This is a genomic window from Acidimicrobiia bacterium, assembly GCA_029210695.1.
GTDB lineage: Bacteria > Actinomycetota > Acidimicrobiia > Spongiisociales > JAHEDJ01 > JAHEDJ01.
The window spans coordinates 26,346-37,447 of record JARGFH010000037.1 but is presented as its reverse complement, the minus strand read 5'-3'; the positions used below and the strand labels follow the sequence as shown (position 1 = coordinate 37,447).

13 protein-coding genes are annotated in these 11,102 nt (G+C 63.7%); 6 read left to right on the top strand and 7 right to left on the bottom strand.

Annotation, left to right across the window (positions count from 1 at the left end; all coding sequences use genetic code 11):
• The first annotated feature begins 143 nt into the window (after positions 1-143).
• From P1T08_12375 to P1T08_12365, 3 genes are all read left to right on the top strand, one after another.
• Positions 144-821 carry a DsbA family protein gene (locus tag P1T08_12375; GenBank protein MDF1596865.1) on the top strand — a complete coding sequence of 226 codons (678 nt, stop codon included), beginning with the start codon at positions 144-146 and terminating at the stop codon, positions 819-821.
• A gap of 43 nt (positions 822-864) precedes the next feature.
• A complete protein-coding gene (locus P1T08_12370; protein ID MDF1596864.1) occupies positions 865-1,650 on the top strand; it encodes a methyltransferase domain-containing protein in 786 nt (261 codons plus the stop codon).
• A gap of 102 nt (positions 1,651-1,752) precedes the next feature.
• On the top strand, positions 1,753-2,331 hold the full coding sequence (locus tag P1T08_12365; GenBank protein ID MDF1596863.1) for an HD domain-containing protein: 579 nt from the start codon (positions 1,753-1,755) through the stop codon (positions 2,329-2,331).
• Between the two features lie 60 nt (positions 2,332-2,391).
• On the opposite strand, the gene P1T08_12360 is transcribed toward P1T08_12365, so the two are convergent.
• Complete coding sequence (locus P1T08_12360) at positions 2,392-3,303, bottom strand: LLM class flavin-dependent oxidoreductase (protein ID MDF1596862.1); 912 nt, start codon at positions 3,301-3,303, stop codon at positions 2,392-2,394.
• A 59-nt stretch (positions 3,304-3,362) separates the two neighbouring features.
• Here P1T08_12360 and P1T08_12355 point away from each other — a divergent pair, with 59 nt between their 5' ends.
• Genes P1T08_12355 through P1T08_12345 form a run of 3 tightly spaced genes read left to right on the top strand, consistent with a single transcriptional unit; the run spans position 3,363 to position 6,155 of the window.
• Positions 3,363-4,100 carry a (Fe-S)-binding protein gene (locus P1T08_12355; GenBank protein ID MDF1596861.1) on the top strand — a complete coding sequence of 246 codons (738 nt, stop codon included), beginning with the start codon at positions 3,363-3,365 and terminating at the stop codon, positions 4,098-4,100.
• A complete protein-coding gene (locus P1T08_12350) occupies positions 4,100-5,500 on the top strand; it encodes a LutB/LldF family L-lactate oxidation iron-sulfur protein (GenBank protein ID MDF1596860.1) in 1,401 nt (466 codons plus the stop codon). Before P1T08_12355 ends, P1T08_12350 begins: the two co-directional genes overlap by 1 nt.
• Positions 5,490-6,155, top strand: coding sequence for a lactate utilization protein (locus tag P1T08_12345; GenBank protein MDF1596859.1), 666 nt, complete (start codon positions 5,490-5,492; stop codon positions 6,153-6,155). The genes P1T08_12350 and P1T08_12345 overlap by 11 nt, the downstream gene beginning before the upstream one ends.
• 70 nt (positions 6,156-6,225) lie before the next feature.
• Here P1T08_12345 and P1T08_12340 read toward each other — a convergent pair whose 3' ends face one another.
• The 6 genes from P1T08_12340 to P1T08_12315 form a co-directional block, all read right to left on the bottom strand.
• On the bottom strand, positions 6,226-7,194 hold the full coding sequence (locus P1T08_12340) for a quinone oxidoreductase (protein MDF1596858.1): 969 nt from the start codon (positions 7,192-7,194) through the stop codon (positions 6,226-6,228).
• Positions 7,194-7,619 carry a hypothetical protein gene (locus tag P1T08_12335; GenBank protein ID MDF1596857.1) on the bottom strand — a complete coding sequence of 142 codons (426 nt, stop codon included), beginning with the start codon at positions 7,617-7,619 and terminating at the stop codon, positions 7,194-7,196. Before P1T08_12335 ends, P1T08_12340 begins: the two co-directional genes overlap by 1 nt.
• A 57-nt stretch (positions 7,620-7,676) precedes the next feature.
• On the bottom strand, positions 7,677-8,276 hold the full coding sequence (locus P1T08_12330; protein ID MDF1596856.1) for a LysE family transporter: 600 nt from the start codon (positions 8,274-8,276) through the stop codon (positions 7,677-7,679).
• A gap of 66 nt (positions 8,277-8,342) precedes the next feature.
• Positions 8,343-9,266 (bottom strand): succinate--CoA ligase subunit alpha, encoded by a 924-nt coding sequence (gene sucD / locus P1T08_12325; protein MDF1596855.1) that lies wholly within the window; start codon positions 9,264-9,266, stop codon positions 8,343-8,345.
• Positions 9,263-10,486, bottom strand: coding sequence for an ADP-forming succinate--CoA ligase subunit beta (sucC, locus tag P1T08_12320; GenBank protein ID MDF1596854.1), 1,224 nt, complete (start codon positions 10,484-10,486; stop codon positions 9,263-9,265). The genes sucD and sucC overlap by 4 nt, the downstream gene beginning before the upstream one ends.
• An 83-nt stretch (positions 10,487-10,569) precedes the next feature.
• Entirely contained in the window at positions 10,570-10,962 is a 393-nt protein-coding gene (locus tag P1T08_12315; GenBank protein ID MDF1596853.1) for a cobalamin B12-binding domain-containing protein, read from the bottom strand.
• Positions 10,963-11,102 lie beyond the last annotated feature (140 nt).

Genomic DNA, 11,102 nt, shown 5'->3' with positions numbered 1-11,102 from the left:
GACATCCGCAACGCTTCAGCAGTAGCAACCATCCCCCAACACTACACCGGTTCGCCATTTCAGCGACAGACCACTAGGTTATGAGTTCTAGGTTATGAGTTTCGTCTGCATAGCCCGGGTTGGTAGATAGGGTCCAGCACACTGTGTCCGACCTCGAATTGATATACGTCGCCGATCCGATGTGCTCCTGGTGTTGGGGGTTCGCTCCGAGCATCGAGGCGTTGGCGGATCACCATCCTGAGCTTCCCATCAAGGTCGTCATGGGCGGACTACGGCCGGGAGCTGCCGCCGAGGCTCTCAGCGACGGAATGCGCAGCTATCTCACCCGGGCATGGACGGCGGTGGGAGAACGCTCCGGACAACCTTTCGATCACAGATTCCTCGATCGGGACGACTGGGTGTACGACACCGAACAGGCAGCCGTGGCGGTGGTAGCGATGCGTCAGATCGATGAATCCCAGGCCCTGCCGTTCCTCACCCGAGTTCAGCGCGCCTTTTACTCCGAAGGCGTCGACGTCACCGACCCCGGCGTCTACCCCGACCTCGTCGACGAGTTCCCCGTCGATCGCGGTGAGTTCCTCACCACGATGGCATCCGAGGTCACGAAGAAGCTGACCTGGGGCGACTTCTCGCTCTCCCGGCGCTGGGGTGTCGGCGGATTCCCTGCGCTGCTGGCCCGGGATGGCGAAGCGGCCGCCTATCTCACCGCAGGTTGGGCGTCACCGTTGGATGCCGATGCGGCCCTGCATGCGTGGCTCGAGGACCGGACGCCTGGAACTGTCGAGGCGCCGTCGTGCGACCTCGATGGCGAGGTCTGCTGACAATTGGAGCATCGATCCGATTGAACTCCGCCAGAATGCGCTCATGGCAATCCACCGTGTAGCCGCTGACGGATTCGGTTCGGCTGCGGAGGCCTACGAGGCAGCCCGGCCCGGCTATCCGGCCGAAGCCGTCGATTGGGTGATGGCGAACCTGGCAATCGACCCGGCCGCGATCCTCGTCGATCTTGCCGCCGGAACCGGCAAACTCACCAGATTGCTCGCCGAGCGTGGCGCCCGGCCGATGGCCGTCGAGCCTGTTGCCGGGATGCGAGCCCTCCTGCACCGCACCGCACCGGATATCCCGGTAGTCGCCGGCGTTGCCGAAGCCCTGCCGCTCCGAACCGGCGCCGTCGACGCGATGACTATCGCCCAGGCCTTCCACTGGTTCGACAACCCTGCCACACATGCGGAGCTCGGCCGTGTGCTCCGGCCGGGCGGAAGAATCGGCCTGCTCTGGAATGCTCGCGATCGAACCGTTGACTGGGTCGATGCGGTGTGGTCGATCATGGATCGAGTGGAGAAGCACGCCCCATGGAGAGACCATGATCAAACGCGCTCCTCTGCTGCCTGGAGGATCCCCGGCTTCTCCCGGTTTGATGCCGCCCGGTTCTTCCACGAGCAGGTCGCCTCTCCACCTATGGTGGTGCAGCGCCTCGCCTCAGTCAGCCATGTGGCCGTCCTGCCGGAGGTGGAACGCCGCGCCGTACTCGATGAAGTCAGGCAGATTCTCGACCACCATCCCGACACGACCGGCCGGGCTGAGCTATCGATCCGCTATCGCGTCGAATGCTTTGTCGCAGAACGACTCCCGGGTGGCCGGTCGAGTTGAGCCGGTGCGCAGGGTACCCGTCACGTTATTGCCGAACTGCTCCTCAAGATTGAGCACGGGTTTTGCCGATACCAGTGAGAGAGGTAAACGACGGGAGCAGGAATGGTCGAGGAACTGTGGCTTTCCATTTGCAGCGCAGATCGCGCCCTCGCCGATCACAGCGGGCGCACGGCCATCCTCGCCGCCGCCCTCGGTAGAGCCGTCCACTTCAGCCCGATCCAGGTCATCCAGGTACAGATCGCGGCCCGCCTCCACGACATCGGAAAGGTCGAAGTCGAACGCCGCCTCCTCGACAAACCCACCAAACTCAGCCCGTTCGAGATGATCGAGGTCGCCCGCCACCCGCTCATCGGCTTTCAGATGCTCACGGGTCTGGTCGACGAAGAGATCGCCCAGGCAGTTCTCTGTCACCACGAACGATTCGACGGACGGGGCTATCCGGTAGGCCTGAGGAATTCGGAGATCCCGCTCACGGCCCGGGTGTTGTCGGTGGCCGATGCGTTCGATGCCATGACCAGCGACCGGGCATATCAGCATCCCCAACCCGTCCATCAAGCACTTCAGGAACTCCGCGACAACGCAGGCACCCAGTTCGATCCAGACATCGTCGATGCCATGCACGACCTCGTTGTCACGTCGTGGCAGAACGGGATTCCCAACTGGATGGAACTCACCGCCTGAGATCCGAAGCCCGGGCGAAGACCCGGGGGTTCCTTCGCTGGATCGTCTCGTCGAAAGAAGCTAGGCATCCAGTTCGGACAGAACAGACGTGAACCATTCGATCGATCCTTCGGTGATGGGGTCGAGCACCATCTGCACGTGGTCGATCCCCAATCCGGCATACCGGCCGAGCACATCGGCGATTTCGGCGGGCGAACCGGCCAGCGGGTTCTTGCCCTCCTGCTCGGCGTCGCCGTGGATCCGGCCACGACCGCCCGGAAGTGTGGCGAGCACGGCAACCGTCTTGGAGATCTCGGAGGAGTCCCGACCGACTGCCTCACATGCATCTTCGAGCTTGGCCAGCAGGTCCGGCAGGCCCTCGGCCCGGTTGCCGTACCACGCATACCAGCCGTTCCACTGATCCATGAAGGGAGCCGTTGCCTTCAGCAACCGGGGCCCCTGCGAACCGATGAGGATCGGCGGGCCGCCGGGCCGCGGCCCGGCCGGCAGCAGCACCGCCTGATCGAGGCGGTAGTACCCACCCCGGTGATCGACTTCCTCTCCGCCTACCAATCGCCGGATGAGGTGGAAGGCTTCCTCGAAGCGGGAGGCACGATGGTCGAACGGGTATCCGAAAGCATCGAACTCGGTGCGGTTCCAACCGGCGCCGAGGCCCAGGATCAACCGGCCGCCCGAGATCTCATCGACCGTCACTGCCTTTTTGGCCAGCATCGCCGGGGTATGAAAGGCGGTGGCGGCCACCAACGGACCGATCTGCACTCGTTCGGTCACCGCCGCGATCGCCGCCAGCATGGACCACGCCTCCCACGGTCCGCGCGGGTCTGCATCCTCCGGACGATACACCAGGTGGTCTCCGAGCCAGATCGAATCAAAGCCGACCGCTTCGGCCAGCACGGCCATTGATCGAATCTCCGGCCAGCGCACCTCTCGTTCCACTTCCGGCAACTGGACTCCGACGGCCAGCGGACGCACTCGAACACCTTCCCGTGTTGGTGCAGCGATCCTAGGCCCGATCGGATAGGGTGCAGCCCATGGTGAAGGTGCAACTCTTTGTCACGTGCCTGGTCGATTCCTTTTTTCCGGAGGTCGGCGAGGCCGTAGTGGACGTTCTCGAGCGCCACGGCTGCACAGTCGAGTTCCCCTTCGATCAGACGTGTTGCGGTCAGCCCGCCTTCAACGTGGGATACCACGACCAGGCCAGGGAGATGGCCCAGCACACGATCGAGGTTCTGGACGCCACCGAGGGCACGATCGTGGTGCCCTCCGGATCGTGTGCCGACATGATGATCAACCACACCCCGGAGTTGTTCGACGGAAACGACGAACTGCGGGGGGCCGCCGAACGGGTGTCCGCCCGGGTCAAGGAGTTCTCCAGCTTCCTGGTTGACGAACTCGGGATCACCGATGCCGGAGCTGTTTGCGCAGGTCGAACCGCCACCTACCACCCGTCCTGTCACGGGTTTCGGAACCTGGGCATCCGCGTTCAACCGGAAACCCTCCTCGACCATGTCTCCGGCCTGGAGCGGGTCGATCTGCCGGACGCGGAGACCTGCTGCGGATTCGGCGGCCTCTTCTCGGTGGAGTTGCCGGAGGTCTCTGCATCCATAATGTCCACCAAGCTCACCAACGTTGAAGCCACCGGAGCCAACCTCCTCGTCGGCGTAGACGTCAGCTGCCTCATGCACCTCGCCGGCGGGCTCCGCCGCAGGGGATCGACCATCGAGGTCAAGCACATCGCGGAAGTCTTGAACGGGGAGCCGGCATCGTGATGGTGCCCGTTGCTTTCATCGATCGGGCGCGCAAAGGTCTCGGCAGTCCGGGCGTTGCTGCCCTCAACACCGGCAGCCGCCGGATGATGTCTCATCGGCTCACCGCGGTCGAGGAGTTCCCGAGCATGGACTCGATGCGCGATCGGGCTAGGGAGATACGCCTCTACTCGCTGGCGCATCTCGATGAGCTTCTCGCTCGCTTCACCGACGAGGTCGAGGCGCAGGGGGGTCACGTCTTCTTTGCAGCCGACGGCGAGGAAGCTATCGGGTACATCCGCCGGCTCGCCGAACGGGAAAACGTAGGCCGGATCGTCAAGTCGAAGTCGATGGTCACGGAGGAGATCCACCTCAACGACGCCCTCGAGGCCGGCGAGTTCGAAGTCGTTGAGACGGATCTCGGTGAGTTCATCATTCAACTGTCCGGGGATACTCCCTCGCACATCATCGCGCCCGTCATGCACAAGACCCGCCAGGATGTCGGTCGTCTGTTCGCAGACAAGCTCGACGTCGAATACACGGATGACCCCCAGGAACTGAACGGGATCGCCAGGAGCCACCTCCGCCAGATCTTCCTGGACGCAGACATGGGGATCTCCGGCTGCAACGTCGCCATCGCCGAATCCGGAACCGTTTCGCTCGTCACGAATGAAGGAAACGGCAGGCTGACGACCACCGCTCCCAGAGTTCACGTTGCGATCATGGGGATGGAGAGAATCGTTCCGACGCTCGGAGACGCCGCCGTGATTCTGGAGGTTCTCGCCAGGAGTGCGACCGGTCAGAAACTGAGCGTGTATACGAGCCTGATCACCGGGCCGCGTCGGCCGGAGGAGCCCGACGGACCGGATGAGTTCCATGTCGTCATCCTCGATAACGGCCGGTCCCGGGTTCTGGGAGGAGACACTGCCGAGATACTCGCCTGCATACGGTGCGGGGCGTGCCTCAACGTGTGTCCGGTCTACCGGGAAGCCGGTGGACACGCCTACGGGTTCACCTACTCAGGGCCAATCGGTGCAGTGCTGGTCCCGTCCCTCCTCGGCCTGGAGGATTGGCACGACCTCCCCTACGCCTCGAGTTTGTGTGGCGCCTGCCTCGACGCCTGTCCGGTCAGGATCGACCTTCCCGAACTCCTGCTTCGCCTTCGTCGTGATGCAGTCGCCCAGGGCTACCCGCCCCCGGGCCTCGAAAGAGTCATCGGCTGGTACGCGGGCCTGGCCACCAGGCCCGCGCTCTGGCGCACTGCCTTGCGGGCAGCCGGCCTCGGCTCCAAAGTCCTGGGACGGAAGGGCTGGATCTCTTCGCTGCCGGGGAAGGGTGCAGCCTGGACCGACCATCGAGATCTGCCCCGACCGGCCACCCGGCCGTTTCATGCGAGATGGAAGGAGCGGAACGGTGGAACGTGAGCTGTTCCTCGAGCGAGTGAGGTCGGCAGGAACCACCTCAGAGTTGCCACCGGTGCCCGAGAGCCCACCGGGACCTCTCCTGCCGGATCTGCCGGAAGATCACCTGGTCGATCGGTTTCTCCAGCGTCTCGAGGCCGTGGACGGCATTGGTCATCGGGCAGCCGGCAACGACGACGTGGTGCGCATCATTGCGGGCCTTCTCGAGACCTACGGAGCACGAGAGGTGCTCACCTGGGATCCCGAGCACCTGCCGGTGCCGGGACTGATCGACCGGTTGCTCGTCGACGTGGTCGATCCGATCATTGGCAAGGAGACGCGGCTGGAACATCAGGCTCGCTACATGGACCTGCAGGTGGGCATCACCGGTACCTCCGGCGGTCTCGCTGAATCGGGGTCGATCGTTCTCGAGGCCGGTCGCGGTCGATCACGGATGGCGTCGCTGATTCCGCTCGCCCACATCGCCTTGCTGAGAGAGCAGGACATCGTGCCGGGCCTTTCCCATTGGATTGCGGAACACCCCGACGCTGCCCGCCACACCTCCAATCTGGTGTTCGTCACCGGGCCGAGCCGGACGGCGGACATCGAGCAGACCCTCAACCTGGGCGTGCACGGCCCGAAGGATCTGCACGTGATTGTCCTGGGTTCTGAGTTCTGACGTTTTCTCCGCAATGCAATGGTCGGTTTTCCGTACGTAGCATTGCTGAGAAACCGTGATTCGGCGGATTTCAGGGCTCGAGAAGCACCTTGCCGGTCGTTTCACGCGCCTCCAGCGCCCGGTGAGCATCTGCGGCACCCGACAGCGGGAAGCGAGCTCCAATTCGCACGTTCAACTGCCCGGAAGCGATCCACTCGAAGACGTCCGCAGCCCTGCGCTCGAGCTCGACGCGCTGGGCGATGTAGACGAAGAGCGATGGACGGGTCACATACAACGAACCGAACCGGGCCAGCTTGCCGAGATCCAGCGGCTTGACGACGCCACTCGACTGCCCGAACAGAGCCATCAACCCGCGCGGGCGAAGAAGCTCCAGCCCGCGGTCGAACGTGTCCGCGCCGACTCCGTCGTAGACGACGTCGAGCGCCTTCGGACCGACGATCTCTTCGACCGCATCTCCGAAGTCGCCTTCCGTGTAGTTGATCACGTGATCTGCACCTGCTTCGCTCGCCAGCGAGGCCTTCTCGTCGGTGGAGACTGTGGCAAACACCTCCGCTCCGAGCAGCTTGGCGACCTGGATCAGGAGGAGCCCTACACCGCCGGCGCCTGCGTGAATCAGGCACTTCTCTCCTGCGTCGAGCGGATAGGTGTCCATCGCCAGGAAGTGGGCGGTCATACCCTGGAGCATCACTGCGGCCGCCACATCCAGCGCCACCGCGTCCGGAACATGGACGGCCACTTCGGCAGGCACTAGGGCGTACTCAGCGTACGATCCGGGTGCAGTCGCCCAAGCAACTCGTTGACCCACCTCGAAGCCATCGCTGCCCGGCCCCACCTCTACCACCGTGCCGGCCCCTTCGAGGCCGAGCGTGAACGGGAGGTCACGTGGATACAGGCCACTCCGTTGGTAGATGTCGATGAAGTTGATACCGGCAGCTTCGACATGCACAAGCAGGTCGCCGGCTCCCGGTTCGGGTCGTGGGACCGTTACCCATTCGAGTACTTCGGGACCCCCGAGCTCCGCGATCTGCATTGCATGCATCATTTGCTCCCTCCATCGACCTGGTAGCCGCGCCGGGCCAGTTCCTCGATCAGTTCCACATCGGCATATCCGGACAGATCGACAATCGGCCCCGGGGTCTCTTCCGACAGCAACTGCTCGACGGTGTCGCGCACGGTCCGCGCCCACCCTCGGCCCTTGCCGATGCCGCGCTCGCTCAGGGTCCCCTCCGGGTTGATCTGATACACACGAGCTTCGATGACCGGGTTGGCGCGCGACCCGCGCTCGCCGTAGACCAGCAGTACACCGCCGGCCGGTACATCTTGAATCGCGCCGGCGGCGACAAATTCGCCGTCATATGCCCAGCCGGACGAAACGGAAGTGTCTACCGAGTAGACGACCTTCGCCCAATTCTTGTGCCGCTCGTCCCCGAGCAGCGGTACCTCGACTGCGACCTGTGGAGTCATGACCGACACTGTATAGGGCCGTGGTGACGTGTCCAATGATGGAAAGCAACGTTCACGTCACAAGGTGTCGCGGATTGCGCCCACGACCAGCCACAGGCCCATGGCCATCAGTGCACCGGCGGCCAGTCGTATCATCCATCCGTACCAGGCTGTCTCTATGAAAGTCGTTCCCCTGGAAGCCACCGCCGCCAGCAACACCTTGGTTCCGATCAACAGGAGATAGAACGCCACCACAAACGCGATCGCCGAGGCTGCTGAGGTCTCCCAGGCGGAACGAAGGAGCGGTCCGCCGACTCCGAGCCAGAACAACCAGGGGTGCGGGTTGAGGAAGTTGGCGATGAAGCCGCGCCTGAGGTCGATAGCAGGGGTCGCCGCCTGATCATCCTCGACGCTCCATCGCAGCGCGTCGACGCCGAGGTAGATGATGAATAGACCGCCGCCGAAGGCCAGGACACGAACCGCGGCGTCGGGCATCGCCCCGACGGCCAGCACCCCGGCGGTGACGATCGGCAGATCCGTGAGGAGGGGGGCAATGGCTATTCGCAGCCCTGCCGCGAACCCGCGCTGCATCGACGCAGTCAGGACCAGCATGTGGAGCGGCCCCGGGGCGAGCCCGGCGGCGAGGCCCAGACCGAGTCCGACGATGAAGAAGTCCATCTCCTCAGATTCTCCGCAATGCAATGTACGGTTTTCCGTACACAGCATTGCCGAGAAACGTCTGGGTCAGCCCATCGCCCGGACCATGGCGGTACCCATGTCGGTCGGGGTTTCCGCCACCTCGATGCCCGCTGCGTGCAACGCGGCGATCTTGGCTGCGGCGGTTCCCTTCCCACCGGAAATGATCGCGCCGGCGTGTCCCATGCGCTTGCCGGCCGGCGCCGTGGTTCCGGCAATGAACCCTGCCACCGGCTTCGTCATGTTGTCCTTGATCCACTCGGCGGCCTCTTCCTCTGCCGTACCACCTATCTCGCCGATCATGACCACACCCTCGGTGTCCGGGTCGGCGTTGAACTGCTTCAACATGTCGAGGAAGTTCGTTCCGTTGACTGGATCGCCACCGATTCCGACGGCGGTGGTCTGCCCCAGACCCAGCCTGGTCAGCTGATAGACCGCTTCGTACGTGAGGGTTCCCGACCGGCTGATGACACCGATCTTTCCGGGTTGGTGGATATACCCGGGCATGATGCCGATCTTGATCTCGCCCGGGGTGATCACACCGGGGCAGTTCGGCCCGACCAGGCGAGTGTCCTTGTCGGCCAGATAGCGCTTGGCGCGCACCATATCGGCGATGGGAACGCCCTCCGTCACCGCCACGATCACCTTGATTCCCGACTCGGCGGCCTCCATGATGGCGTCTGCGGCGAACGGAGGCGGCACGTACACCACACTGGCGTCTGCGCCCGTCTCCTCGACCGCCTGCCGGACCGATGAGAACAGCGGGACTTCGACCCGATACGAGTCGGGACGGCCCTGCACACCCGAGTGGTCCGTCTCTCCCTCGAATACGTGGGTTGTCCCGGCCTTCGACGGGTGCACCGCCCCCACCATCTGCGTTCCGTAGGCGATCGCTTTGTCCGTGTGGAACTGTCCGGTGTTCCCGAGCCCCTGGACGATGACTTTGGTGTCTTTGTTGATGAGGATGCTCACTTGGCCAACTCCACGATCTTCTCGGCGCCGTCTTTCATATCGACGGCGGAGATGACATCCAGGCCGGACTCTTCGATGATCCGCCTGCCCTCTTCTACGTTGGTGCCCTCGAGGCGAACGACGAGCGGCACCTCCAGGCCCACATCCCTGACCGCCTGCACGACCCCCGAAGCAATAACGTCGCAGCGCATGATGCCGCCAAAGATGTTGACGAAGATGCCCTTCACATTGGGGTCACGGGTGATGATCCGGAACCCGGCGGCCACCTGATCGGCGTCGGCGCCCCCGCCTACGTCCAAGAAGTTGGCCGGTTCGCCACCGACGTGCTTGATGGTGTCCATCGTGGCCATCGCCAGTCCGGCTCCGTTGACGAGGCAGCCGATGGTGCCGTCGAGCTTGATATACGAAAGACCAACTGCCTTTGCTTCCAGTTCGGCCGGGTCTTCTTCCGACTCGTCGCGCATCTCCTCGACGTCCGGGTGCCGGAAGAGCCCGCTGTCGTCGAAGGCCATCTTGCCGTCAAGTGCCATCACCCGACCGTCCGTGGTGATGACGAGTGGGTTGATCTCCACCAGATCTGTGTCGAGTTCGACGGCCAGCGAGGTGAGTGCGGTCACGAACTTCACGAAGTTCCGATGGGCATCTCCGGTGAGTTCGAGCCCGAACCCGAGCCGGGCCGCCTGGAAGCCGGCCAGCCCTATCGCCGGGTCGACAGTCTCCCGGAGGATCTTGTCGGGAGTCTCCGCCGCGACTTTTTCGATTTCCATGCCGCCCTCGGTCGAAGCCATGACGATGTTGCGTGAAACGGCGCGATCGAGCAGGACCGAGAGGTACAGCTCACGAGCAATGTCGATGCCCTGCTCGACATACAAGTGATTGACCTGCTTGCCCTCATCACCGGTCTGGATGGTGACCAGCGTCGAGCGGAGCATGCGAGCTGCGAGATGCCGGACCTGCTCTTCGGCAGCCTCGACGCCGCCTCTGATCCCGTCGGTGACCACGTTCACCCCGGCCACATCTGGATGCTCCTTGAAGCGGCCCTTCCCGCGCCCGCCTGCGTGGATCTGAGCCTTCACCACCACCACCGGGTTGCCGGTGCTCTCGATCAGGGATCGAACCGCTCCAACCGCCTCAGCCACGGTCGTGACCGCCACGCCGGACGGGACCGCAATCCCCCGCGCCGCCATCAGTTGCTTTGCTTGATACTCGTGGATCTTCATATCCGTTCCAGTCTCCGGCTCGAGTGGACGCCACTTTCACGACGCGCGTTGATCCGCATGCTGCTCATTTCGAGGTGGCTCACTCAGCGTTCGGGGATGTTGTTTGACACCCAGTCGGTGATCTCCGAGAGCGGAGCCCCCGGGGTGAAGATCTCCGCCAAACCCGCTTCTTTGAGCTTGGGGATATCGTCATCCGGTACGATTCCACCGCCAAACACGACGATGTCATCGACGTCTCGCCGGCGGAGGGCCTCCACGACCTTGGGAAACAGGGTCATGTGCGCGCCGGAGAGAACGGAGAGGCCGATCGCGTCGACGTCCTCCTGAATGGCCGTCTCGACGATCTGGTCGGGTGTCTGGTGGAGACCCGAGTAGATCACCTCGTGACCGGCATCCCGCAATGCTCTGGCGATGACCTTGGCACCCCGATCGTGGCCGTCGAGGCCGGGTTTGGCGATCAGGATCCTCCGTGGCATGGGGCGGAGGATAGCTCCTGTAGATGGGGCCGGGTGTTTGGGATCGAAGCCTACTTGTCGCCAATCAGGTCAATTGACGTTTGGCAATTGGCGATTGGCAATTGGCCCCGCGACAACCCAGAACTCAGAACTCAGAACTC

What these genes read in the sequence shown, in the direction of transcription:
- sucC (MDF1596854.1), bottom strand. Translation starts at nt 10,486, where the DNA reads ATGAAGATCCACGAGTATCAAGCAAAGCAACTGATGGCGGCGCGGGGG.
- P1T08_12340 (MDF1596858.1), bottom strand. Translation starts at nt 7,194, where the DNA reads ATGCATGCAATGCAGATCGCGGAGCTCGGGGGTCCCGAAGTACTCGAA.
- P1T08_12315 (MDF1596853.1), bottom strand. Translation starts at nt 10,962, where the DNA reads ATGCCACGGAGGATCCTGATCGCCAAACCCGGCCTCGACGGCCACGAT.
- P1T08_12350 (MDF1596860.1), top strand. Translation starts at nt 4,100, where the DNA reads ATGGTGCCCGTTGCTTTCATCGATCGGGCGCGCAAAGGTCTCGGCAGT.
- P1T08_12330 (MDF1596856.1), bottom strand. Translation starts at nt 8,276, where the DNA reads ATGGACTTCTTCATCGTCGGACTCGGTCTGGGCCTCGCCGCCGGGCTC.
- P1T08_12365 (MDF1596863.1), top strand. Translation starts at nt 1,753, where the DNA reads ATGGTCGAGGAACTGTGGCTTTCCATTTGCAGCGCAGATCGCGCCCTC.
- P1T08_12335 (MDF1596857.1), bottom strand. Translation starts at nt 7,619, where the DNA reads ATGACTCCACAGGTCGCAGTCGAGGTACCGCTGCTCGGGGACGAGCGG.
- P1T08_12370 (MDF1596864.1), top strand. Translation starts at nt 865, where the DNA reads ATGGCAATCCACCGTGTAGCCGCTGACGGATTCGGTTCGGCTGCGGAG.
- P1T08_12355 (MDF1596861.1), top strand. Translation starts at nt 3,363, where the DNA reads ATGGTGAAGGTGCAACTCTTTGTCACGTGCCTGGTCGATTCCTTTTTT.